This is a genomic window from Shewanella sp. 0m-6 (assembly GCF_052977325.1).
In genome coordinates this window covers 171,182-198,011 of sequence record NZ_JBRIMD010000001.1, presented here as the reverse complement: position 1 = coordinate 198,011, position 26,830 = coordinate 171,182, and the positions used below count along the sequence as shown (strand labels likewise).

17 protein-coding genes are annotated in these 26,830 nt (G+C 45.5%); 8 read left to right on the top strand and 9 right to left on the bottom strand.

Annotated features, from left to right (window positions below; translation table 11 throughout):
• Positions 1-5 precede the first annotated feature (5 nt).
• The 7 genes from mtr to ACVBJC_RS00815 all read right to left on the bottom strand — a co-directional run bounded on the left by mtr (position 6) and on the right by ACVBJC_RS00815 (position 9,313).
• Complete coding sequence (gene mtr, locus ACVBJC_RS00845) at positions 6-1,262, bottom strand: tryptophan permease (protein ID WP_447158971.1); 1,257 nt, start codon at positions 1,260-1,262, stop codon at positions 6-8.
• Positions 1,262-3,685, bottom strand: coding sequence for a glycerol-3-phosphate 1-O-acyltransferase PlsB (plsB, locus tag ACVBJC_RS00840; RefSeq protein WP_447158972.1), 2,424 nt, complete (start codon positions 3,683-3,685; stop codon positions 1,262-1,264). The genes mtr and plsB overlap by 1 nt, the downstream gene beginning before the upstream one ends.
• Positions 3,686-3,938: 253 nt before the next feature.
• Positions 3,939-5,240 carry a hypothetical protein gene (locus ACVBJC_RS00835; RefSeq protein ID WP_447158973.1) on the bottom strand — a complete coding sequence of 434 codons (1,302 nt, stop codon included), beginning with the start codon at positions 5,238-5,240 and terminating at the stop codon, positions 3,939-3,941.
• Positions 5,241-5,249: 9 nt separating this feature from the next.
• Complete coding sequence (locus ACVBJC_RS00830; RefSeq protein WP_447158974.1) at positions 5,250-5,933, bottom strand: ABC transporter ATP-binding protein; 684 nt, start codon at positions 5,931-5,933, stop codon at positions 5,250-5,252.
• Between the two features lie 32 nt (positions 5,934-5,965).
• Entirely contained in the window at positions 5,966-7,192 is a 1,227-nt protein-coding gene (locus tag ACVBJC_RS00825; protein WP_447158975.1) for an ABC transporter permease, read from the bottom strand.
• Between the two features lies 1 nt (position 7,193).
• On the bottom strand, positions 7,194-8,423 hold the full coding sequence (locus ACVBJC_RS00820; RefSeq protein WP_447158976.1) for an ABC transporter permease: 1,230 nt from the start codon (positions 8,421-8,423) through the stop codon (positions 7,194-7,196).
• Positions 8,423-9,313, bottom strand: a complete 891-nt coding sequence (locus ACVBJC_RS00815) for an outer membrane lipoprotein-sorting protein (protein ID WP_447158977.1) — start codon at positions 9,311-9,313, stop codon at positions 8,423-8,425. The genes ACVBJC_RS00820 and ACVBJC_RS00815 overlap by 1 nt, the downstream gene beginning before the upstream one ends.
• Positions 9,314-10,407: 1,094 nt before the next feature.
• On the opposite strand from ACVBJC_RS00815, the gene ACVBJC_RS00810 reads away from it, so the two are divergent.
• The 4 genes from ACVBJC_RS00810 (at position 10,408) to ushA (ending at position 19,366) form a co-directional block, all read left to right on the top strand.
• The gene (locus ACVBJC_RS00810) at positions 10,408-11,460 is read left to right on the top strand and encodes a porin (RefSeq protein WP_447158978.1); all 1,053 of its coding nucleotides are present in this window, start codon (positions 10,408-10,410) and stop codon (positions 11,458-11,460) included.
• Between the two features lie 32 nt (positions 11,461-11,492).
• The gene (locus ACVBJC_RS00805; RefSeq protein ID WP_447158979.1) at positions 11,493-14,750 is read left to right on the top strand and encodes an ExeM/NucH family extracellular endonuclease; all 3,258 of its coding nucleotides are present in this window, start codon (positions 11,493-11,495) and stop codon (positions 14,748-14,750) included.
• A 75-nt stretch (positions 14,751-14,825) separates the two neighbouring features.
• On the top strand, positions 14,826-17,465 hold the full coding sequence (locus ACVBJC_RS00800; RefSeq protein ID WP_447158980.1) for an endonuclease: 2,640 nt from the start codon (positions 14,826-14,828) through the stop codon (positions 17,463-17,465).
• A gap of 167 nt (positions 17,466-17,632) precedes the next feature.
• Positions 17,633-19,366, top strand: a complete 1,734-nt coding sequence (gene ushA, locus ACVBJC_RS00795; protein ID WP_447158981.1) for a bifunctional UDP-sugar hydrolase/5'-nucleotidase UshA — start codon at positions 17,633-17,635, stop codon at positions 19,364-19,366.
• Between the two features lie 658 nt (positions 19,367-20,024).
• Here the strand turns inward: ushA and ACVBJC_RS00790 are convergent.
• Complete coding sequence (locus ACVBJC_RS00790) at positions 20,025-20,609, bottom strand: class I SAM-dependent DNA methyltransferase (RefSeq protein WP_447158982.1); 585 nt, start codon at positions 20,607-20,609, stop codon at positions 20,025-20,027.
• A 139-nt stretch (positions 20,610-20,748) separates the two neighbouring features.
• Positions 20,749-21,099 carry a cupin domain-containing protein gene (locus ACVBJC_RS00785; protein WP_447158983.1) on the bottom strand — a complete coding sequence of 117 codons (351 nt, stop codon included), beginning with the start codon at positions 21,097-21,099 and terminating at the stop codon, positions 20,749-20,751.
• Positions 21,100-22,010: 911 nt separating this feature from the next.
• On the opposite strand from ACVBJC_RS00785, the gene lexA reads away from it, so the two are divergent.
• The 4 genes from lexA to ctaD all read left to right on the top strand — a co-directional run bounded on the left by lexA (position 22,011) and on the right by ctaD (position 26,830).
• On the top strand, positions 22,011-22,631 hold the full coding sequence (gene lexA, locus ACVBJC_RS00780) for a transcriptional repressor LexA (RefSeq protein ID WP_447158984.1): 621 nt from the start codon (positions 22,011-22,013) through the stop codon (positions 22,629-22,631).
• Entirely contained in the window at positions 22,628-23,152 is a 525-nt protein-coding gene (locus ACVBJC_RS00775) for a cell division inhibitor SulA (RefSeq protein ID WP_447158985.1), read from the top strand. Before lexA ends, ACVBJC_RS00775 begins: the two co-directional genes overlap by 4 nt.
• Positions 23,153-23,629: 477 nt before the next feature.
• Positions 23,630-25,216: a cytochrome c oxidase subunit II gene (coxB, locus tag ACVBJC_RS00770; RefSeq protein WP_447158986.1), complete on the top strand. Its 1,587-nt coding sequence runs from the start codon at positions 23,630-23,632 to the stop codon at positions 25,214-25,216.
• 9 nt (positions 25,217-25,225) lie between these two features.
• Positions 25,226-26,830 carry a cytochrome c oxidase subunit I gene (gene ctaD / locus ACVBJC_RS00765; RefSeq protein ID WP_447158987.1) on the top strand — a complete coding sequence of 535 codons (1,605 nt, stop codon included), beginning with the start codon at positions 25,226-25,228 and terminating at the stop codon, positions 26,828-26,830.

The following is a 26,830-nucleotide window of genomic DNA, read 5'->3' as shown; positions in this document are numbered from 1 at the left end:
TAAATCTAGCCGTAAACGGGTAACACTCCAGCCATAGCCAGTAAGTGACAAGCACCTGTCACCAAACCAAATATAATCACCAGTATGATTAAAGGTGTACCGCCAGGGACGGTAAAGCTGTCACTGCCCGCAAACATCTTACGTGACTTATAGGCCATCATAGCCGGCACTATCGCCGCCCAAATAGTGGCTGCCAGCGCTGCAAAACCAATCGCAACCAAGAAACCGTTCGGGAATAAAATACCCATGATTGTTGGTGGAATAAAGGTTATCGCCGCAGTTTTTAAGCGCCCACTACGTGACTCATCAAAGCCAAAAAGATCGGCTAAGTAATCAAATAAACCTAAGGTTACCCCTAAGAAAGATGACGCAACGGCCAAATTAGCAAATAGGCTCAACATGGTGTTTAACCAACTACTGGCCATCACTTCAGATAAGGCACCAACCAGCACGCCCATATTGCCGCCCTGAGCGATAATGTCGATAAATTGGCTACGCGGGATATTACCCATGGTCGCCATTAACCAGCAACTATAAATAACAAGCGCAATAAAGGTACCAATAAACAGTGCCTTGATAATTGTTTTTGGCTCTTTACCGTAATACTTAACTAGACTGGGTACGTTACCGTGATAACCAAAACTCGCTAGTCCAAAAGGCAGCGCAGCGAGTAGATACGGCGCGTAACTTTGCTCGCCATCAGGCATAAACAGCTTTGTGGTATCGATATCGATCAGCAGATTACCTACCGCAAGGAAGAAGGTAATAATCATCCCGCCCAGCATCACAGTGGTGATCCTATCGACCGCTTTGGTACTGATAATCACGATGCTTGCCAATACTGCGGCAAACACTAAACCTGCAACACTTTGCGGCAAATTAATGCCGAGCCCTGCAAGGCTATGGTTCACAATGGAACCGCCACCGCTGATATAAGCATAAGTCAAAATATAGAGGACAAATGCTATCGACAGGCCGTTAACGATACGCCAAAACTGGCCTAAGGTGGTTTTAGTTAACGTATCGAAACTCGCTCCGGGTTCAAAGTGCAGGTTAGTTTCGAGCAACATCAAGCCCGACACCAGCATGCAAAACCAGATCCCGACTAGCATCAGCATCGAATAACCAAACCACATGCCCGCGCCAACAACTGGTAACGAGAACATACCAGCGCCAACCGTGGTGCCAGCAATGATCATGGCTCCACCTAGCAGCGACTTACCTGCAGCCTTATTTTTAGCTGCATTCATATGATTTGCCATTAAGCAATCTGCTCCGCATGCACACTATCTACGATAGTTTGTCGTACAGATGAACGTAACAACAAGTTAGCCGTCTCTTTTATACGTTTGATATCACTACACCCTTCGCTATCAGCTAGGTACCCTAGCTCTTTTAATTTGACGCTCAGCGTAGCGTATAACTTCTTATCATAAAATTCTGGTGCAGTAATACCGTGAAGTGCGCCTAATCTTTGTGCCAAGCGGTGACTGTCTTTCTCAAGCTCTGAACGCTCCATATTCGGCTTAACTTCAAGTAAGTTAAACAAAATTGCATAACGTTGCATGGTTTCACTGACAGTGCCTGACAAGAGTAGCAACTGGTTGATACTGCTATCCACAACAGCAAAACTCTCCGTTTCAACAACCAAGCCTTGAGCCACGAAGATATCGAGGATCTGGTTAGCGTACTGAGTAGGATCTGTAATCCCCATAAACAGCTCAGCTTCAAGCAGCGGATAGAAGTCATTAACGATACTGATGACATCTTCACGACGACAGCTCTCTTTACGCAGCAAACAGGCAGCGATTAAAGAAGGGACAACCATAAGGTGAATGATGTTGTTGCGATAGTAAGTCATGGTAATCGCAATGCTTTGATCGATTGAAATGATATCGCCTAGCGGATCGCTTTCAATCTGCAGCTTTTTAAGCTCTAAACCTTGAGACACCAAGTCATTACCAGTCCCTTGAGGCACTGAAGTATATTCAGTATATGGTCGCTCTTTTAGCAAGGTTAAATACAAGTCTAACTGCTTCTCTAACTGAGTTCGCTCTAAGGCATTTTGTTCAGAAGCGAGCAACACCATACTGGTTAACGTCACTGAGCTCACCGCTGCAGCATCGTTAATATTGGTCATTACCTGATTTGCCAAAGTATTCACCACAGGCGTTAACCAGGTTGGCTTTTGATCGGGATCTTTTGCAATATCATCGCGCCAGCTAGGCGCCTGTTCATTCAAGAAGTTATGTAAGGTAATTGGCTTACCGAAATTCACATAACCTTGACCAAAATTACCTAACTTACGAATAGCACCAAAAATCTGCCAAACGGATTCTTTCTTTTTCTTTTTACCACTCAATTCTTTGTGATAAGTCGCCACTTCCATTACATGGTCATAGCCAAGGTATACAGGCACTAGCGTCACAGGGCGCTCAACACCGCGCAGCACACTGTTAAGTGTCATCGCGATCATGCCCGTCTTAGGTGCAAGCAAGCGACCGGTACGCGAGCGACCCCCTTCAGTGAAATATTCTACCGAGTAACCCTTAGCAAATAACTGATCTAGATATTCACGGAACACGGCAGTGTAGAGCTTATTACCACCGAAACTACGACGAATAAAGAAGGCACCGCCACGGCGAAATGCAGGGCCTGCAGGCCAGAAGTTAAGGTTAATACCGGCAGCAATATGCGGCGGTACCATACCTTGATAATAGAGGATATAAGACAGCAGTAAGTAGTCCATATGACTACGATGACACGGGACATAAACAATTTCATGACCATCGTGATGCAACTGCCTGACCTGCTCAGCACCCTTAATATTGATGCCTTTATAAAGCTTGTTCCACAGCCAGGTTAAGAAGCGCTCGGCAATACGCACTAAGCTATCGGAGTAATCTGCAGCCACTTCATCTAGATACTCCATCGCCTTAGCGCGTGCTTCTGCTTCAGAGATTTTCTTACTTGCCGCTTCCTCTTTAATCGCTTTAGTAATCGAATCGGATTTAAGTAAAGCGTGGAATAGCGCCTGACGCTTAGGCAGCTGAGGACCCGTCATCACTTTACGCTGACGCTCGAAGTGCGCTCGCGCGACACGAGCAAGTTTTTGGGCAATACGTTTATCAGTGCCGTGCTCATCCGCCATATAACGTAATGAAACGGCATTAGAAAACTGTACAAAGTTATGACGGCCTAAAAATAAAATCATTAGGCACTTGCGTAACCAGGTCGGGTTTTGACGCTCAAGAACCGCAGCGCGCATAGTGTCGTCTTCTTTACCTGGAGTACGTCCCCAATAAAGACTGACTGGCACTAATTGAATGTCTAACTCGCGGTTCTGCTTATGAACGCTGAGTAACCTTTTGAAGCTATCAATGTACTGCTCTCCGCCTTCACGCTGACCAAAAAGAGGCTTGCCTCCTTCTAGACAAACAACTCTAGGCGATCGGATACCATTGACCTCCAAGTCCTCATAAGGGCTTGGTAAGCCGAGTTTAGCCGTCATTTCGCTAAGCGCTGCAATGTCACTGACAGATTCAGTTTTCATTACATAGGCTAGGGGCTTGCTCGGATCGAGATTGAGATCGTCAAATGGATCGTGAGGCACCACGACAGTGTGAACGAGTTTACGCTGCAACCAGCGTAAAGATTTGAACCAAAGAGAGTCTTGTTTGGACATATTTATATGCAATGTTAGTCGCTTCTAATAAGCCGCTAGAATACCAGATATTTAAATAGTTTGCGCTATTCTCTTATCCCAGCGACGAATCAAAGCTGTATATTTATAGAACAATGACTTACAGCAATAATCCCGCATAACAGACTAATAATTAAGCATTAAATTGTATTCACTCTGGTTTAACCACAGAACACACCAAAGACCGAATAACATACGATTTAACTTATCGTTAGCTTAAGGCCGAACGTCGGCTTTAAAAATACCAAGCAAGCTGCGCGTAAAGGGATAACTCGAAGCTAAAATACTGACCAGTCGCTAATTTAAGCCCACCATACTCAGTACCATTAGCGCCGATAGGCAAAGAAAGCGCCGAGGTAAAACGCACATCATCGCTGACACTATGTTGACTCAGTAACTGATATAAAGCTGAGTTGTCTGACATATTATAAAACAGGTTTTGCGATACAGACCAAAGGGGACTCATCTCGATATAAAGCCGGCTCGCAAGGTAATCTTGCGCCAAATTATACAGTTCACCCCGCTGAACTCTGGCCACCAGCTCAGGATGCAACCTAAGTGACTCTGGGCTGTAATCTCCATCACTAATGCCAAGACCATTGTAGAAATACTCTACGGTTCCAGTCATATTGTTATCAAATCCAACCCAAGAATAACTCACATTACTGACTAAAGAGAGATAACTCTCATCGCCCCAGGTGGCAACAATATCCGTTGCCCAAATCGCCCCCCCTAAGCTGATGGCGCTAGCGAAAGCCGCAACGGTATCCTCATAGTGTTCGGCTAACAAAAGGTCATACTCATGAACATAATTAATAAAGCCGTGATATTTAACGGCGGCAGTCGCGACATCAAAAGTGACCTCAGAACGATTATTTCGACGAATCACATAGGCCGCCTGCAAGTCGCTGCCATCTTGCAGCAAATGCTGGCCATACAAGATGTCATCGCCAGTTTTATACTCCTTATCAAGTGCGGTCGGGTCGAATGGGTTTACAAAATCCATAGGATTAAAAAACTGACCATTACCCCAGGTAATCGCCTGACGGCCAAACTTAACCACATTGTTATTGGTTTGATAACCCACCAAGGCCCTATCTAAACGTTGAACCATCGCAAAATCGCGATGCTCAGCGAGGGGAGCGGTGAGATTGAAGAGTCGTTGATCATCATTAATAATCGAACTAAGACTGAGATAGTTATTCACCCATGTGGAAGTTTGGTAGCGGCGCTCTCCATAGCCGGCAAGCAACTGATAATCGGCTTCGACTAACCAGCCAGATTGCCATTTGCTGCCAAGGTGATAACGAAACTGCGCGGTTTGATTGACCTGAGTCTGGCCATAGAGTTGCTGATAAACACTTTTGTGAGTAAAAGCATAGCCGTCTAGCTCATACTTAAGGTGCCCATGATGTTCAATTTCTGCAGCGGCCAGAGGAAGCAAGCAATCGCCAAGCCCCACAAGAAAGATAACAGCAGTGAGCTTTTGCCAAAAAACGATGTTAAATATCCGCCTGCTGTCATCTATGTTCGCCATAAGCTCTGCTCAACTGGCTGAGTCGGTGACAATTTGGCCATCAACCATATGGATATGACGTCGGCAATAATCAAATACCTGCGCATCATGGGTGGCTATCAAAAAAGTAATCCCGTGCTGCTGATTCAGTTGGGTGAATAACTCCAATAGCTGCGCCGATGTTTTAGTATCCAAATTAGCCGTTGGCTCGTCAGCTAAGATCAATACAGGCTTGGAGGCAATTGCGCGCGCGACTGCCACCCTTTGCTGCTGACCACCAGAAAGTTGCGCAGGCCGGCGACTCTCAAGCCCCGTTAAGCCCACCTCTTCAAGAATGTCCTGACTGCGCAGTTTGCGATCTCTTGCTGCGACACCTTGTAACTGCATAACAAATTCTACGTTTTCCTGTACGGTTAACACAGGAATAAGGTTATAAGCCTGAAAAACAAAGCCAATCCGCTGCAAACGTACATCCGCACGCTCCGCCTTTGTCAATCCGGTAATCTCAACATCACCCACATAAATCGTCCCGCTATTGGGCTCATCAAGACCACCAATGGCATTGAGCAAAGTGGTTTTTCCAGAACCGGACGGGCCAGACAACACCGTCATCTCACCTTGTTGAATCGTTAACGAAACATGATTTAACCCATAGATTGTTTGATCACCCTGCTGGAATGTTTTGACCAGATCCTTACAAACGATATTACTCATGGATTACCTTCTTATTGCCCCATTCACTATCACTAAGCAGCGGTATTAATCGATTCAATAGGATTCGCATTGGCCGCTTTAATTGCAGGCCACAAACTGGTGATAATCCCAAGCACAATGACAATAATATTAGCCGCAATAACATCTTGGCGATAAATCACTGGATATAACGTCGTATCCATACCTGCCATCGCCAATCCATCGGCGATAGAAGATAGGTCGATCCCCGCTGACAACGCACGGGTCGTGGCCAGTGCTAATGTATCTCCAATCACTAAACCTATAATCAACAACAGCAGCGCCTCTATAACAATCATAAAAATCACAGCCTTGGACTGTAATCCTAACGCCATAATTAAGCCTATCTCTTGCTGACGTTCAAATATCGACATCAACAAGGTGTTGGCTAAGCCAAAACCCAACACAGTAAATACGATGACAATAAAAATAAGGATATAGCTATTCATCAAATCGGATATTGCTGCAAGGTAACCGTTAAGTTCACGCCAAGTTTCAACTTCATACTGGTTATCGACCACGCCTTTAAGACGCTCGGCCACTTGCTGTAAAGGCTGTTTACCATCGGTAAAAACTGCGATTTCGGTGACTTTATCAGGCATATTTAGCAAGTTCTGCATAAAGCCCTTGCCAGCATAGATAGTGGCAAGCTCTTCTTGCTCTGTCGGTTTACTGTAGATCCCAACAATGCGTACTCCCGACTCTGCAATGTCATTATCAATATCTTGTAAGGTAATCACCACCCGCTTATTAAGCTCGGTTTTAAGCCGCACAGCCATTTTCTCACCGATGACAATGCCGTTATCCTCGCCATCTTTAAGCATTCTTCCCGCCACTAAATCAAGTTCATTAACGGTAAAAAGCTCTTGCTGCGGTTCAAACGCAATCACCTCAGAGCCCAAGGTGACCCGTTCACTGGCAATAATCACAGGGGAGCGTACTCTAGCAGCCCATTGGCTAATCCATTGTTGATTGAGCTGATTTAATAACGCTCCTGAGGGTTCAACAATATGATTAATGACATTTTGATCATTAAGAAAATCGACTTGGTGAATTTGAATTTCGCCGGGCAGGTTATTTAATGACGTCTGGTTCATGCCATCAACCATGCCACGCAAAAAAGCCGAAACCACTATCATCGACCACACACCAAAGCTAATCGCCAACAGCAAAATAAGGGTACGCCTGCCATTGCGCCAAAGGTTGCGCCACGCCAAGACAAATAGAACAGAATTAACCATGTTATTTACCCTGCATCGCACTAATGGGTTCCAGCCCTAGGGTTTTAAACGCCGGATATATAGCAACCAGCACAGAACCAATACACACAACGACGGGCCCTGCCAGCACCGAAAGCGGCGATAACAACGGATAAATACGATCCCCAATGCCAAATTGCGCCCCAATATCTCCCATGCCCGGAAGGGTTATACCGACCAGACTAAAGTATGCCGCAAGCAGCGCACCGAGTAACATTCCTATCATCCCCATCATCAATGTTTCAATAATCACTTGGGTAAATAGCCTGCTCGGTTTTGAGCCTATCGCTAGCATGATGCCAAACTCTTTTGTACGCTCTAATACCGCCATGAGCTGAGTATTCATCACCCCTAGTATCACCAATAACACCAACACGGCATACATGATGATAGCGCTCGATAAGTCCGCCTCAATCCCTTGCTTTATACCGGGGTTAAGCTGCTGCCAGTTATGAACGGTTAACTTAGCCTCCGTGTGTACCAGAGTCGCCAACAAGCTTTGCAATTGTTCTTGGTACAAGCTCACCTTTGACATAGAGGGAGCGTTGATACTCACAATCGACACTTGATTAGGCATGGCAAATATTCGTTGAAAAGTGGCCATTGAGATTTGTGCGCTACTGCGGTCTACCTCATTAATCCCGGTTTTAAAAACACCGACGACTGCCAACACATCCGCGGCAAATCCGCCCTCCATGGTAGAGCCCATAACCGTTAATTCATCACCGACTTTGACCTGTAAGTTTTTGGCCAGACGCTCACCCAATACGATTTGCCGCTGATCTGTGGCCATAAGGTAATGGCCACTAATAATTTGCTGAGGAATAATCGAAGCTAAGCGCTCCTTATCCGGCATCACGCCATTAACTAACATGCCAACACTACGCTGATCACTGGCCGCCAACAAAAAACCGTGACTACGTGGGATAACGTCGAGCGCAGGGAACTGCTGCTCAATTTTTGTAATCAACTCATTGCTATCAATAATACGTTTACGCAGTTCTGGACTATCAAGGTATCCCTGCTGATTAATCTGCAATTGGCTCGAAAAAATACGCAAAGTATTTTCAATCATCATCGGATAAGTACCAGCCTGTATGGTGATCATCAATACCAGCAAGGTATTACAAAAAATCATCGCACCAATGGTGAGCCATGTACGACGTTTATGCTGCCACAGGCTTCGCCAAGCCAACAAAATTTGCGTACTCATCAACGTGGATTTCTTAAGTTAGACAGGGTGAACATATAGCCGGGTAACGTAATATCAAACTGAACATTTTTGTTGCGTATTTCAGTCCACTCACCGCTTTTTTCAACCTGCGCCATACGACAACGCATCGCGACATGTCTCGCGCCAACAGGCTTTATATCGCCACAATCCATAGCCTTAACCAGTTGATTGTCTTGGTCCCAATACTCTTGACGCAGCATCACCCAGTCATCACGGAGTCGAGTCACCTGCTTGCCCCACACCACAGGAGCGGATTCATGAGGGATCGATTCAATGGTGTACACTTGATGCCCATCAACCTCTTCTGTCTGCAATAACTGATGGGAATAATCATCGAGTAGCTCAGTGGTGCGACTGACATCTTTGTTTGAAAAATCACTGCCCATCCAGCTTTGATTCATCATGGATGATGGAACCTTGATAACTCGATTAATTTTGGGCGAGTAACTCCACATCTGTTTATCATTGATAAGAAAAGCATTGCCCGCATCAACTTTAGGCTCAATGACCCGAACTAAAGATTGTTTATCACCCTCTGTCCAGGCTTGTACCGTCATAGAGCGCTGCCAGTCAGGCCGATGGATCACCATGGTTAATTCACTCGAAGATGTCAGCCCACGCCAATTCTCCATCGCTTTTTGAATCATCTGTTGTGCGGCGTCTTGATTAGAGAGTTGAACGGAGAGTTGACTAGCGTCTTGATTAGAAAGCAGAGCAGTGCTTTTGGCAGGGTTAAGCTGATCATAAATAAGAGAAGAGGCAAGAGCTGAGGCCGTCAGAACAGTAGATAACATCACACCAACCGCTAGCCCCAATACCATCCACTTCAGGCGAATTAAGGCCGTGATGTTGTTACAAGTATCACTCATAACTTTGCGCTCGATTAATTAATTAGAGTAATAACAGTGTAGTTCAAAAAACCGAATGCTTTTGCTAGGTTAAGTAATAATGAAGCAAGGAGTTACATGTGATTTTTGTGCCAAAAAGTAAGTTGTTTCAAACTGAAACACTCACTGTGTAATAAACCCTTGGGCTTTCAACACCACAATCCCATTCTTTCGCAATGTAACAGTTACCCCTGCTGGATTTTTTAAGTTTGGAACTCCCTCTAATGCAAAATAAATAAGTTAAGCGCATAAATCCGGACAGCATATTCGTACTATCCCGGATAAGGTGAAACTATACGCAAAAGAACTCGAAGACATTAACGTGAGCCTGCAACTAGCATTTAAGCCGCTGGCTTCTGCTGGGATCTACATAGGTGAAATTAGCCCCCTAGTGTCACTAGGATGATCGGCACTGTTCTCACTTCATCCGTATCTGAATTAACAATGGGAGCTGTTGGGGCGCAGTAATCGATGAAGAGCTTTTCGCCTGGCGCATACTGCTTCTTAAGCCAGCGAGTGTAGTATTCCTCCCACTGTAGACGTTTGGTGATGGTCCCTTGATAACCGTTTTATCCCTGAATCGGAGATCGGATTACTCCGAAACCTGCATCCCTCTGTAGTAGCAGGTTAATAATTAAAATTTAGTTTTTCATAAAAAAGTCTCATTAATTTTCACCTCATTTCACACAAAAAAACACCACACCCTGTTCTCACCTAAGTTACTGATTCACAGAGACCAAAGCACACCATACAACAACCCTGTTCTCAAGCGCGCCCAATGAAACTCTGTTTTTCTTTGTTTAACAAATACTTATACACTCCAAATGTGACTAGCCCTTCTTTTTTTTGTTACAAAACTCTGCAACAATCGCGACACGCGTTAACGAAAGTTAGCGACATTATTACAAGAATGGGGTTGATATATGAAATATGTAATAAAGCTGTCGGCGGTTTCGCCATCGAATTCTCCACCTACCTGAGCAGTTAACAGTTTTAGATATTACGAATAAACATTTTTAATTTTGAGCTTGGCCTTCAATCAAAGGCTGACAAATTACTAATCGGAAGTAACAGCAATGTTAAATAAATCAACAATTGCAATCGCTATCGTCACTATGTTTAGTGCTGGTTCAGTGAACGCTGTAATGTTAGATGGTGACAGTCAAGGTGACCACGTTCGCTTATATGGCGAAGTGGGCGTAGGTGGGCATTTTGATACTCATGCAGATTATAACCACGATGAGTTCTACGATACCAAGGGCTATGTAGATGATAGCTTCGCAACTTTGGGCGTAGCGGGTCAACGTGAACAATTCACTTATCGTCTTGAACTGGACTACCAACGCCGTAACTGGCTTGGCGGCGACGGTGAGTTCGAGTTGGCCATCGACAAGTTGTACGTAGGCTACCTATTAACCGAACAGCAGTGGATCGAGCTCGGCTTGACCGATACTGCATTCGACGATTACGACCACTTCGGTGATTTCACCTTTAACAAGTCCATTGAAACCGGTGAAGCCGGTGACCAAGAGAATACCGTTAAGTACCAAGCCAAGTTCGAACATCTTATTGTCGGTGCTTCCTACTCATATGACGGTGAACACAAAAGTGGTGCCCTACAAGGTGACATCATTAACGGATATGCAGGCTGGATGTCAGATCTGCTATCTGTCGTGGTTGGCTTAGAAACGCGCGGCGGCTCCAATGGCGTCAGTAAATATGGTGAGCAGCAACAGATAGGTTTGGGTGTTCGCCTTAAACTAATGCCAGAGTTCTCTATTGGTTTCAATGGCTTTCTAGAAGATGAAGACTTATCTACACGTAAGAGTGGTGACGTACACCTAGATTATCAGACCTTCCGCAACAAGGGGGCAACGGTAAGTGCCAAGTATGACCTGAATGAACATTGGGAATTCATCGGCTCCGTAAATCACGAAGAATACGAAGGCTGGGATCTGATCAGTCCTAACTACGACTACTCTGAGCTGCCACCTGAGTACGGAAAAGAGCGTCAGTGGGCCAGCTTAGGTTTCAACTATCGCCCTGCCCGCGACATCGTGCTGTCTGTAGAAGGCCGAGTTGGCGAAGCCCCTGAAGCAGCCTACGCCTACGCGCGTATGTACTTTTAGTCCGTATCGAATCCAATTGTATAGAGTCTACTATGAAGAAAAGTTTCCTATCGCTGGCCATTGCCAGCACCATCAGCATGGGCGCCTTCGCTGGCGTTGAAGACCTGCTGATCACCGAAATGACCCAAAGTTCCGATGCCAATGTGGGCTCGGTTGAGATCACTAATACAGGCTCTGATGCCTTTACCTTTACCGCTGACATTACTGCATACCAACGTTCTAGCGGCAAGTACGACAACGAGTTACTTAACGCTGATGCTAAGCCGCTATTGACAGGTCAGACGCTTGCTCCTGGTGCCTCTCTAGTGCTTGTCAACAGTCGAGCTTCCGAAGAGTTTCGTAATGCCATTGCGACTCAAGGTGGCAGCGTTGTTATCTCCACATATGATGCCAGTAATAAGTACAACAACCTGTTCATGACCAGTGATGACGGTTTTTTCCTAAAAAATGGCGATATTGTTATCGATCGTGTCGGAGCTGAAAACGACACGAGCAAGTGGGCTCCGAACACAACTCTGCGTCGTAAAAAAGATGCTGATGGTAACAATCCCACTCAATCTGGTACCTTCGACGCGACTCAATGGCAAAACATTTTGCCGATGAGGACTGACGATTTAGGTAAATCCGAGCTGCCAGCAGCGGATGCTGATGACATCATGGATATCTTCACTTGTCCAACGGATATGAATGAAATTAAGTCTCCTAGTGAAGTTCAGGGCACAGGTTTTACCTCGCCTCTGATTGCTGATGGTGAAACCGAATCAGCTGAAAAAGTTGCCGTAGAGGGCATCATCTCAGCTAAGGTGTCTATCCCTAATGAGGGTTTCTATCTTCGCAATCTTGCCTCTGACAACAACCCTGAGACTTCCGATGGTATCTTCGTTAGCTCTAGTGCTGCCGGTGATCTCAAAGTGGGTCAAACCATTTGTATCGGCAGTAAAGTGGCGGAGTACCAAGGCCAGACTCAAATGTCAGCTGATACGGCATTTAGCTGGAACGTTACTGATACTGACATCCTAACTGAGCCTACCGATATTCAGGTAATTAGCTCTGATAACGGCTCTTTCGATAAGACGTTGGAGCGTTACGAAGGTATGCTGGTCAATCTGCCTACAGATCTGGACCCTAGTACTCCTAGCGATGAAGCCAAAGAGGATATGCGTATCACTCGCAGCTTTAGCTACAACTACCTGTCGTCTCCTAACGGTCGCAACAACATAGTGGCAGCTTATAAGCGTCCTAACTTGCAGCCCAACCACTTGTATGTTGCAGGAAGCCCTGAATCTAAAGCAGCTTATGAGCAAAACAATGACTATCGTTTAGTTATTGAAAGTGCCACTAAGTCCAATGGCACCGAGTTGCCTTATTACGCTGGTTTTAACAGTGACCCACACACCAACTACATCCGTATCGACGATAGTCTCGTTAACGCGCAGGGTGTGATCAGCCAATACGAAACTGAGTTGATCCCAGGGACTGATAAGTATGATCAGGACTACAGCCTGACTATAACCAACCAGTTGACTAGTGATAACTTTATTCACAACTTACCACGTACAGAGACACCTGATCTGCAAGACACTGTGGCAGACGATGATTTTGCTATCCGTATTTCTAGTCAGAACCTGTTTAACTTTTTTAACTCTCCTTTCGGTGGCGACAACAACAACTTTGGTCAGAGCCGAGGCGCAGATAGCTACGATGAATACATTAACCAGCGAACCAAGCTGGTAGAAATTATTCGTGCTCAGGATGCCGATGTAATGGCCCTGATGGAGATTGAAAACAACGGTTTTGGCGATGCGAGTGCCATTGCTGAGATTGTGAACCAGGTCAATATCCAATATGTGGATGAGAGACCCCAGGATTACAATGGTCCTAACTCCACCGAAAACCGTTATGTATTTGTTGGTTTTGACAACAATGGCAATCAAATGCTGGATAACCTTGACGCCATTGGTTCTGACGCCATTGCTACAGGTATCATATATCGCCCAAGCAAGATGAGCATTGAGCGCACTCGCGTTATCCCAATGCCTCAACAGAAAGCGCCTACCATAGTGAACGACTTAGGTGAGGTGATCAAAGATCAGAATAAGGAAATTCTAGAGAACGGTCAGAACTACCACCGTGACGCCCTGGTTGTAACCTTTATTGTTAACCAAACAGGCAAGCGCTTAACGCTAGCTGTAAATCACCTTAAGTCAAAAGGCTCTACTTGTTGGGAAGAATGGCAAGGTGTTGAGTTTGGTAATGCTACAACCTGGAACAACCGTACAGCCCCAGATCTGGACTACCAAGGGTCTTGTGCAGAGTTCCGCGTAGCCGGTGCCGTGCACCTAGGTGAAGAGATGGAAGACGTTCTTGGCGATAAGATCATCCTTGGTGATTTGAACGCCTACGGTAAAGAAGATCCTGTATTAGTTCTTACCGAGAACCCACGCAACAAGACGATCGTTACCGCTAGCCACACTTTCCTTGGACCTAAGCCTCAGTTTAACGAAGATGGCTCACCAGTCACCATCACTAAAACTTATGGCTACATAGATATCGTCGGTGAAAAGCTCAAGGAGAAAGGAGAGACGCCTTGGAGTTACTCTTTCAGTGACGAAATAGGCTCGCTTGATCACATCTTGATCTCACCGTCTCTGAAAGACCGCGTGATTGATGCCACTGACTGGCATGTTAATGCTGCAGAGACCGGTCTGTATGACTACCAAAACCGCTTTAAAGGTACCATCGACGGTACTGGAACGCATAAGTTCTACAAAGAGGACATCTATCGCGCGTCGGATCACGATCCTGCACTGATTACCCTTAGCTATAAGCCTGGTGATACGGATCCTAACGTACCTCTGAACCTGCCAAAACTAAGAAAGCTAATCAAGGTTCCTTACCAGATCCCTGCGGGTATTTCGACTCAAGTTGGCGATGTCGCAACCGTCAGTATGAGTCCTGATGATGATGAACAGCGTTTAGATTTGAGCCAAATGGTTCTGCCTAATGTGGTGCTTTCTAATGACACAACAGCTTTGGTAAATTTCGAGGTCTTTGGTGCGCCATCTGCTATCTACAACGTTTCCGTAAGCCTACAGCGTGACGGAAAACTTGTAGCTGGGTCTGAGCAATCTTTCCTAGCGAAGGTATCTAACCGCGACTCCTTGATTGCTGACATTGTAGAAGAAGAAAGCGATAACACTGGTGGTGACGGTAGTGCTGGTAGCACTGGTTTCATCAGCTTGTTATCCCTATTCGGGCTGGCAGCTATGCGCCGTCGTCTTCGCAAATAAGCGTTGCTCTCGACAATGAAGCGCCTGCTTTCGGGCAGTGCGCTTCCCATCAAGGATTCAAAAAGAGATACGATTATGAGAATTAAAATGAATGCAGTTGCTGCGGCCACTGCTATGGTTTTGGGCACCCTGTCCACAGCCGCCAATGCAAATTTGGTTATTACTGAGTACGTTGAGGGTAGCAGCAATAACAAAGCGCTGGAGATCTCCAATGTAGGTAGTAGCAGCATCGATCTGGATGCCAACACTTACAAGCTAAACCTTTACTTCAACGGCAAAACTACAGTTGGAAAGACTGAAACGCTGAGTGGCACATTGGATGCGGGTAAAAGCATTGTTTACCACAACTCTAGTGCTGCTGATGACTTTAAGGTCGGCACAGCATCAGAGATTACCTGGTTTAATGGCGATGATGCCGTTGTGTTGACCAAGGATGATGCAGTGATCGATCGCTTTGGCAAGTTGGGCGAAGATCCTGGCTCTGCTTGGACTGATCCAAATAACGCCGATTTCTCCAGTGCTAATAAGACTCTGCGTCGCAAAGCCAGTGTTACCACAGGTGATACCGATGCTGCCGCGGCCTTCCCAAGTGGTGACCAGTGGGCAGTGTTTGATACTGACACTTCTGATGGTCTGGGCTGCACCGGTGAAAGCGCTTGTAGCTCTGAAGCCACTCCAGGCTTACTGTTGCTTACCGAATACATCGAAGGCAGCAGCAACAACAAAGCTATTGAAATCTCCAACGTAGGTGGCACAGCCATCGATTTGGATGCCAATGTTTACAAGTTGACTCTATTTGGCAATGGTAAGACAGAGCCTGGTAATACAGAGACCTTAACTGGCACTCTGGATCCGGGCAAGAGCCTTGTGTTCCACAACGCTGGTTCCGCCGATGAGTTTAAAATAGGCAACGCTTCTACCGTGACCTACTTCAACGGTGACGATGCCCTAGTATTGACCAAAGATGATGTGGTTATCGATCGCTTCGGTAAGCTCGGTGAAGACCCTGGCTCTGCTTGGACTGATCCAAACGACGCAAATTTCTCCACTGCGAATAAGACGCTGCGTCGTAAAGCCAGTGTCACTGCAGGAGATACTGTTGCCGAAGCTGACTTCCCTAGTGCTAACAATCAGTGGGCTGTATTCGATGTCGATACCTCTGACGGCCTTGGTTGTGCTGGTGAGAGTGCCTGTGACGGTTCAGTAACGCCTCCAGAACCAGAGCCAGAAACAGGCCCTTGCACCAACTGCGAGACGCTAACTCCGGTTGCCGACCCTACTACGTTCAATGGTGAGATCTATTACTCAGATGTATTAAGTGGTGATTTTGCCCATGCAGATGAGCTTAAGAATGCGCTGTCGATCATTATAGCCAAAGATCACAAGTATCTGACCTATAAGCAGGTTTGGAGCACACTAACCCACGCTGACCAAGATCCTGATAACGATAAAAATGTTATTGAAATCTACACCGGTGCTTCTATTTCTAAGTACGACAACCAGACTAGTGGTAGCGGTGCGGGCAAGTGGAATCGTGAGCACGTTTGGGCCAAGAGCCATGGTTTCCCTAGCGACTCGCAGTGGGGCTACACCGATGCTCATCACCTGCGTCCTTCAGATCCTGGCATCAACACAGCACGAAGCAACAATGACTTTGGTGCGTGTATGGATACTGGTGAAGAGGTGATGTTCAACGGTATGGGTACTGGTAACTACCTCGACAAAGCTACCGACTGCTGGGAACCTCGTGATGAGGTGAAAGGCGATGTCGCTCGTATGATCATGTATATGGATACTCGATATCAGGGTACTGATACCGCTACAACGAATATGCCTGATCTAGTCGTAGTCGATCGGCTAACGACTACTGCCGAGGATAGCGAACCGCTCATCGGCACGCTTTGTACTCTGTATGCATGGAACAAGTTAGATGCTGTTGATACCTACGAGCAGAACCGTAACAACCAGGTATACAAATACCAGGGCAACCGTAACCCCTTCATTGACCGCCCTGAGTTAGTGCAGCAAGTGTATGGTGCAACCTGTGGTGACGATCCAAACCCAGGTTTGGTAGTCGAAGGTGATATTGTTACTCCTGAGAGTGTCACTGAAGGGTCTGCATACACCATAGATGCCTCTGCAATCAACGCTGGCGAAGGTGTTACTCTTACTTACAAGTGGGAGCAGATTGTTGATGAAGAGAAGATGGTTGTTGGCGACATGGCTATATTGTCTCTGACTGCGCCAATGATTAAAGCCGACGAGACTTTGAACTTTACGGTGACCATCAGCGACGGCACGTTGGAAACAACCAAAGCTGTTAGCCTGATCGTGACTAACGTGCCTCTAACTTTAGATGTAACGTTTGCAGGCAACACGCAGCTGACTGAAGGTGATAAAACTTCCATCACAGCGACGGTTACAGATGCTCCAGAAGGGACTAGCTATAGCTGGAAGCAGGTATCTGGAAACACGGCAGTGTTTACCGCTTCAGGTCTGACACTTGATGTGACTTCACCTAGCGTCGATATTGATCAAGTGCTTGTGTTCGAGCTTACGGCAACGGTTGACGAAGAAAGCTTCGTTAAGTCTGTTAGCATTGAGGTGAAAAACACCGAAGAACCTGGTTGGACTAAGCCTGATGGGGCGGGTAGTTTAGGTGGTTTTATTACTTTGCTGCTACCGCTAATGTGGTGGCGTCGCCGCCAAGGCTAATCATCAGTTAAGCCTATAAAAAGCAGCACCGGGATCGCTCTGGGTGCTGCTTTTTTTAACTGTACAGACGTTGTCTACATCTCGCCTTGTGCGCGTTGCTCTCAGAATGAGAAATCAGCTATTAGGGCAAATGACAACGCTTATCTGAATAATATTGAAGGATTATTATGAATACTTCACTCCGTCCTTCTAGCCTACTTCTTACCGGCTCAGCTATCGCTCTAACGTTAACATTGAGCGGCTGTGGTAAGGAAAAGGTGGAAGAGGCGCCTAAGACGACAGCATCTATCGCCTGTCAAGCCGCTGGTGATGACTGTAAGCGCTTCACCTTGCTCCATACCAATGATCACCACGGCCGTTTTTGGCAAGGCTCTAGAGGTGAGTATGGTATGGCCGCGCGAAAAACCATTCTCGACCAAATTCGTAAAGAGGTCACCGAGCAAGGTGGGGAAACGTTACTGCTCTCAGGTGGCGATATTAACACTGGCGTACCTGAGTCTGATCTTCAAGACGCCGAGCCAGATTTTATCGGCATGAACCACCTTGGATATGACGCCATGGCCGTGGGTAACCATGAGTTTGATAATCCATCGACGGTGATGGATAAGCAGAGAGGCTGGTCAAAGTTCCCGTGGTTATCGGCCAACATCTATCGCCAAGTCGATGGTGAATGGCAACGCTACTTCGAACCCTACAAGCTATTCGAGGTTCAAGGCTTGAAGCTAGCCGTAGTCGGCCTGACTACCGAGCATACCGCTGAGATAGGTAATCCAGAATTCGTTGAAGATCTAAAATTCACTTCAGCACAAGCTGAGGCAAAAAATATTTTGGCAGAGCTTGAGCAGAAGCATCAACCGGATCTTGTTTTTGGTCTCACCCATATGGGTCACTATGAAAATGGTAAACATGGAAGTAACGCGCCCGGTGATGTTGCTCTTGCCAAAAGCCTAAAGCCTGGCCAGATCCAAGCAATCATTGGCGGACATTCACAGTTGCCTGTGTGTATGGAAGGGGACACTGGTGAGTACGTAGAAGATTATGGTCGAGATGAGCCTTGTAGGCCTGATCGTCAAAATGGCACTTGGATCATGCAAGCCTACGAGTGGGGAAAGTTCGTTGGTCGCGCCGATTTTGAATACTATGGTGGTAAGCTACACTTGGCAAACTACGAGTTAGTACCAGTGAATACAGAAACCAAGTTTGGTTCCTACTATCCGCCTCATATGCTAACGCCTAAGGATAAGGAAACCCTCGAACTGCTTCGGCCCTATCAGCGTAAGGGGCAGCTGAAGTTGAGAGAACAGATTGGTGTTGCAAAGGCGGACTTCATTGGTAAGCGTAAGATTGTTCGTTACCAAGCTACGCCTCTGGGGGTGATGATTGCGCACGCTCAAACTCAGCTTCCTATCCCCGCAGATTTTGGGATCATAAACTCAGGTGGTATTCGAGCCACCATAAAGAAAGGGCCCATTCGCTATCGTGATGTGCTTAAGGTGCAGCCTTTTTCCAACAGCGTGACTGTAACCGAGATGAATGGAGCCGAACTAAAGAAGTATTTGTCTAGGGTTGCGCTTAAGACTCGAGGCTCTGGAGGCTTTGCCCATTTTAGCGGTATCAAGATGACCGTTGACTGTAAAGCTAAAGATGTCGATATCAGAACTGTTGGTGATAAGCCCTTCAAGCTAACAGATAAATATCGATTTACCCTCCCTAGCTATAACGCTGCGGGCGGTAATAAGTATCCCAAGTTAAAGGAAAAGGCGAGAGATACCGGCTTTATTGATGCAGATATGCTTTATCAATTCATCAAAAAGCATGACACGCTCGATCCTGCCAATTATGACAGAGCGAAAGATGTTCGCTATATCAACTCCAGAAGTTCTGATGGCTGCGGCGGTTAATCTTAGCAGTTAATAAGGTTAATCAGCTGGCACCTTAGATCTCGAAACAGAGCCCAACCTTTGATTGGGCTCTGTTTTTAAGGTATGTGTTCGGCAAACTACACCTAGCCTTTTTGTACATACCAAGGTCTTCAGCAAGTATAAAGTAGAGCAAATGCCTTGTTGCTTACCACTCCCTTCTTCTCGTTCGAGCTTTGGTAGCTGTCAGGTAAAAGTGCAAGGAAATAAAGTTGAACCAACAGCGGGCGCAAGAGGCTCAATTGCGCGGACTTATTTGTCTATGGAACAAACGCACCCGAGATACTAAATGAGTAGGCAACAAAGTCAGCTAATGAACGCTTGAGATAAAGAGATACCTTCAGGCGCTACCCAATAACGAGTTTCACATCGCTGGATTTATTTCATTTGAAACTGGATCCCACAAAAATGTGGGATCCAGTTTCAAGTGAAATTCCCCCTAATATGAAATCAATAAGTTAAGGGGCGAAATCCAGATAGGTATATCGGCTTGATCCGGGATAATGTGAAATTTACCACCAGAAATCCAGCCAAAATGAAACTCTCAATTTCAGCGAATTACAGGCCTCATTTAGAGGTAGTGCGGATCCGCATACAGGGTGGTATGGGTGCTGGAGGCTAGATACCCCCGGCTACCCGATTATGCATTTTTTGCTATTCCCATTATAACTTTCATAGTGCCTTTTTCACTTGTTAGAGAAAACGCCTCTGAAGCACGAACAACAGAAAGGCCTACCTTTGAATATGCATCAGTAATTATTTCATTGGTAAAGCCGAAATCATCTTCTCCATTGCTTCGCTTCCAATCCCATTGGATAAAAGTACCGCCTTCTTTTAGAAGAAGCTTAAGATCAGATAACGTTTTCTCGTAATCTGGCACAAAAGCACAAACGGATGACGCAACAATTAAATCAAAACCTGACTCAAAAATAGGATTGTTATTGATCGAGTTTCTTGAAATTTCGCATGATAGTGAGTTTACATTATGAATATTTTTATTCTTTAAAACTTTAATCATCTTTGGTGAGGAATCAATTGCAACAACTGAAGATGCAACATGAGCTATTTTTTCAGTTAGTTGGCCAGTTCCACACCCAAAGTCTAAAACATTTAAACCATCTAAACTTATGAATTTACACAGCGAATCAAAGGCCTTATTAGAATACTCGATTACATCTGAATTTGAATCCCAGCCATCTGCGTAATCATCCCAACTATCACTCATTATATTTTCCTATACTCGAAACGGTTCACGACTGCATAACGCCCTGCTAATAAGTGAACCATGTGCTGGCGGGCGATTTGTTCAGCAAATGGCATGACAGCCTTGGTGAGTCTGGATTTAGCTGCTTGTTATAAGCACACTACTCAATACTCATCTGTATGATTAACAACTCTATGTTTTCGTTTGAATCATTAACCAATCCATGCTCACCAAAAGGAGGGTTTTTAATCATGTCTCCTTTTTTAACTCTATATTCTTGATCTGCAATAGTCATTGTTCCGCTACCTTCAAGAATGATATACATCTCTTCATTGTTACCGTGTTTGTGATAACCAACAGTAGAATTTGGCGGTATAATTTGCCTATCAATAAAATCACATCCGCTGATAAAATCTGATTTACCCCAAATTTCATACAACTCTACAGCACCTTTTCCATCATGTGCTGAATGCTGAATTTGTTTCTCTGTCTCTAGAAAGTTGCGGATCATCTGAAAACTTCCTTGTGCTTATAACGTCTTAGTATTTGTGCGTTGCGCTGTTTGCAAGGCACAAATCGCTTGTTGGACTTAGTCGATGCTGAATCCAGATTAATTGGTATGCTTTATGCTATAGGGATTTGCTTTTTTTGATGCTGGCTCTGGGCTGTAGAGCAGGTTTTATCAATTGATATCTAGTAGAAGGTAAGTTTTTCATTGAAATTCCGTTGTCATTGTTGTGCTCCTTCGCATTTCTTTAAGTCTAACTGATCCAATGTAGGTTATACACTCGATTGAATATTTTTTAGGCCCCGCGCAGCGGCTTAGTTCAACATTTGTATAGTGTGCATGCGCGTATATTTGGCAAAAAGCGCATGCATATTTAATAAACCTACTATTTAATTTTTGTTGAAGAAAAGCTATTGATTTATCTGCACTCTACAAAAGTATTACTGGATAAACGCGCACAGAAATGAGCAAAGTGAGTATTGATGTTGAATCGAAAGTAATTCGTGATTATTGCTTATCGATTCGTAAAAGTAGGCCAACAGACTCTTCACTGTTCTTTCCTGCTTATTGCCTGTAGCTAATAAAGGGGCATGAACAGTTTAGGCAACGAGGAAGGATTCCTTCCTAGCTGGTTGCACGTAATGGGCATAAATGAGCTAAGACTAATTTATATATTCACTCAAAAATCCCCTTCCCATCGAATTCTCATCCGGAGGCCTTATCTAAATTTATAAGTGCTGATGTCCAGCAAAATATTAGTTAATTTCAGACGCTGTCCAATAACGAGTTTCACATCGCTGGATTTATTTCATTTGAAACTGGATCCCACAAAAAACAATATAACTGGTTATTACTTGCACTCAAAAAAATACTGTATATACTAACAGTTACTGTATAGAAAGACAGGGTTAACCATGAGACCACTTACACCGCGCCAAGCTGAAATTTTAGAGCTAATTAAACGTAATATTGCTGATACTGGCATGCCACCTACCCGTGCCGAGATCGCTAGACGTTTAGGTTTTAAGTCAGCCAATGCTGCTGAAGAACATTTAAAAGCCTTAGCTAAAAAAGGCTGCATTGAAATTATGCCGGGCACGTCTCGCGGTATTAAGTTAACCCAAGAAGACACTGAAGATGCAGATTTAGGTTTACCCCTTATCGGCCAAGTTGCTGCAGGTGAACCGATTCTTGCGCAAGAGCATGTCGAGCAACACTATAAAGTCGATCCTGCCATGTTCAAGCCATCAGCAGACTTCTTACTCAGAGTCCGTGGTGACAGTATGAAGAATATTGGCATACTAGAAGGTGATCTACTGGCTGTACACAAAATACAGCAAGCACGTAACGGCCAAGTGGTTGTAGCACGCGTTGAAGATGATGTTACCGTTAAGCGTTTTGAGAAAAAGGGTAACAAAGTTTTCTTACATGCTGAGAACGAAGAGTATTCACCAATTGAAGTGGATCTAGCAAACCAAAGCTTAAGTATTGAAGGTTTAGCCGTTGGTGTGATCCGTAATGGAGACTGGCAATGAACAAACTAATGGGAACGAGTCCTCGTCACCCTGGACTGTGGCAGGATATGCCATCGACCAATATGGTGAGCAGCACGAGTAATGACATCACGACTATGGTGACCCAAACTCAAGGGCGTGATGAGCTGAACCAGATCAGTGCTCAGCTTTCACAATTGAGCCAACAGGGTCGCTGGATTGTACTGATTAGCCCGCCGAATATTGGCTACAAGCAGATGCTAGCAGCTGCAGGTGTAAGAATGGACCGCATTTTACTGGTTCATGCTAAAGATGAAGTGGAAACACTTTGGGCAATGGAAAAAGCCTTAACAAGCGGTACCTCAAGTGCGGTGATTACTTGGACCAACTCTTTAGATGCTCGTGACAATCGACGCCTACAAATCGTTGCCAAAAGCGCTCGCGCTGTCGGCATTGTCATTGAACATTCGATTGATAACACAAATAAGCAACAATCTTGTCGCTCAATCAATATGCAGGATAGTGCTTTTGGTCAAGCCTCCCTGTTTGGTGCTGTTCATTAAGCAGAACATCTCCTCGCTTTCTAATACATGATGACTAGGAGGTGCGTTTTAGTAAGCGCCTTCTAGTACAAACGATTTTCTAAAGCCCTCATTCGAGGGCTTTTTTATTATCAATAATTGAAAAAGTGATCTTGATCAATATTTAAACACCAAGTAGTGTAGGAAGTCATAACAACGATATTTTGTTATATCCGAGCGATTTAGTTGTCGGTCTTTGCTCTGGGATTAGTCCTGAATTTAAAGCTTAGACTGAGATTGGCCTGATATATTTCAGCCGTATGTGCCAACGTGGTTACACCAGCAGTGAATAGCACTGAATACAATAGCCTGTGTCGCGATCCCATTAATTGCGACTCGATAGGCAAGCCACTCGCGCACTTTGAAGTCATCGTTGCTTTTTTGGGAACTGAAGAGTTTACATAGAGCAGAGACTTACTGTGTGACTCTTCTTTGTCTTGTGGACAGAGGAGAAGTCTAGTGAAGCAATTGTTGTATTGTGTGCTGGCGTTGCTATTTTCGCCCGTACTTGTTGCATCAGAAATGCCGCTTAATATGACAGAGGGTGTTACGGATATCAGTGGGCGGGTTTACAACCTCCATATGATTATTCTCTACATCTGCTGTGCTATTGGCATCGTGGTTTTTAGCATCATGATTTACGCTATGATCAACCACCGCAAATCAAAAGGCGCAGTCGCCGCCAACTTTCATGAAAGTACTAAAGTCGAGATCCTTTGGACTGTTGTACCTTTTATTATTCTTATACTTATGGCTATTCCCGCAACCAAGACATTGATTGCTATGGAAGATCCAAGTAATGCTGACCTCACCATCAAGATTACCGGCTCACAATGGAAATGGCATTACAGCTATTTCAACAAAGATGTTGAATTTTTCAGTCTGCTTTCTACCCCCAGAGCGCAGATAGATGGCGAAGAAGCAAAAGGTAAAAACTACCTTTTAGAGGTAGATAAGCCACTGGTACTACCGATTAATCGTAAAGTACGTTTCTTAATGACTTCAGATGATGTTATTCACTCCTGGTGGGTACCCGCATTTGCCGTTAAAAAAGATGCTAATCCAGGATTTATTAATGAAGCCTGGACCCGCATCGACAAACCGGGCACTTATCGTGGCCAATGTGCCGAGCTCTGCGGTAAAGACCATGGCTTTATGCCTATTGTTGTTGAAGCTTTATCAGAAGAAGATTTTGATGCTTGGCTGATTGCACAACAACAAGCCGCCAGCAATGCCGAAGTGGCAGCAAAGGCTGCCCTATCGCAAACGCTAACAATGGAAGAATTAATGGCGCAAGGCGAGCAAGTCTACCTTGCACGCTGCGCTGCCTGCCACCAGCCTAATGGTGCTGGCCTACCTGGCGTATTCCCTTCTCTTATTGGCAGCCCGCTTATTAAAGGGCCTGCTCAGCTGCATATCGATATTGTATTAAATGGTAAATCGGGCACTGCTATGCAGGCGTTTTCTAGCCAGTTAACTGCAACTGAAATTGCTGCCGTAGTGACTTATGAGCGCAATGCCTGGGGCAATAACTCAGGCGACACTGTTCAAGCAGCCGACGTAAGCTCAGATACGACCACGCCAGCAACATCGGTAGATACAACCCCAGCGACTCCAAGTGCAATACCTGCGACCTCACCTGCAACACAAGCTGAGGTTAATCAAGATACAACCTCAGAAACCAAAGCTGATGACGAGGTAACTAAAGAACTAACAACGGCACCATTAGGTGACCTAGCCATGAATGAACTCCTGACCATGGGGGAAAAAGTCTATATGACTAGCTGCGCGGCTTGTCATCAAGCAGCGGGGACAGGCCTACCTCCAGCGTTCCCATCATTAGTGGGTAGCCCAATCATCAAAGGCCCTGTAGCCGCTCACCTTGATATTGTTATCAATGGTAAACCTGGTACGGCAATGCAGTCATTTAGCGCGCTACTTACACCACAACAGCTTGCTGCAGTGGTGACTTATGAGCGCAATGCCTGGGGTAATAACTCTGGTGATGCCGTTCAGGCTTCTGATGTTGATGGTCACGGAAAGTAAGGGATTAACATGAGCACAATTACACAAGACTCACCAGCCGCTAACGACGTGAGCCATGATGACCACCACCATGGCGCGCCAAAAGGTATTATGCGCTGGCTGTTAACCACTAACCATAAAGATATTGGCACCCTCTATCTTTGGTTCAGTTTTATTATGTTTTTAACCGGTGGCGCGATGGCAATGGTGATCCGCGCAGAGCTATTTCAGCCCGGATTGCAATTAGTCGAACCCAACTTCTTTAACCAGATGACCACTGTTCACGGTTTAGTGATGGTATTTGGCGCTGTGATGCCGGCCTTTACAGGCCTAGCTAACTGGCTAATTCCGATGATGATTGGTGCTCCCGATATGGCGCTACCGCGAATGAATAACTGGAGCTTTTGGATCCTACCTTTCGCATTTTCCATTTTGTTAAGCTCACTTTTTATGGAAGGTGGCGGCCCCAATTTCGGCTGGACATTCTACGCACCACTATCGACAACCTATAGCCCTGACAGTACCGCTCTATTTGTATTTGCAGTTCATATCATGGGGATTAGCTCAATCATGGGCGCGATTAATGTGGTCGTCACTATCGTCAATATGCGTGCCCCCGGTATGACTTGGATGAAGCTGCCGTTATTTGTTTGGACCTGGTTAATTACCGCCTTTTTACTTATTGCGGTCATGCCTGTGCTCGCTGGCACAGTGACTATGGTACTCACCGATAAATACTTCGGCACTAGCTTTTTTGATGCCGCCGGCGGCGGGGATCCTGTCATGTTCCAGCATCTTTTCTGGTTCTTTGGCCACCCTGAGGTGTACATCATGATCTTGCCGTCATTCGGTATCATCTCGGCAATTGTGCCAGCCTTTAGCCGTAAGCGCTTATTTGGTTACTCATCGATGGTTTACGCCACTGCGAGTATCGCCGTTTTGTCGTTCCTGGTGTGGGCGCATCACATGTTTACTACGGGTATGCCGGTATTTGCTGAATTGTTCTTTATGTATTGCACCATGCTGATTGCAGTGCCGACAGGCGTAAAAGTATTTAACTGGGTTGCGACCATGTGGCGAGGTTCTATTACCTTTGAAACTCCCATGTTATTTGCGGTGGCCTTTATTATCTTGTTCACCATAGGGGGCTTTTCGGGACTAATGCTGGCGATCACTCCTGCTGACTTCCAATACCATGATACCTACTTTGTGGTGGCGCATTTTCATTATGTATTGGTGACTGGAGCAATATTCTCCATCATGGCAGCGGCCTATTATTGGCTACCCAAATGGACCGGCCATATGTACAGCGAAACCTTAGGGCGCTGGCACTTCTGGTGTTCGGTAATTTCAGTCAACGTGCTGTTTTTTCCAATGCACTTCTTAGGCTTAGCCGGAATGCCAAGGCGTATTCCTGATTATGCTATCCAGTTCGCTGATGTGAACCAGATTGTATCGATCGGCGGCTTCGCATTTGGCCTTTCGCAGCTGATCTTTTTAGCCGTAGTGATTAAGTGTATTCGTGGTGGTGAAAAGGCTCCAGCCAAACCATGGGAAGGCGCCGAAGGATTAGAATGGACCATTCCTAGCCCTGCGCCATATCACTCATTTACCACCCCGCCAGAGGTGAAATAA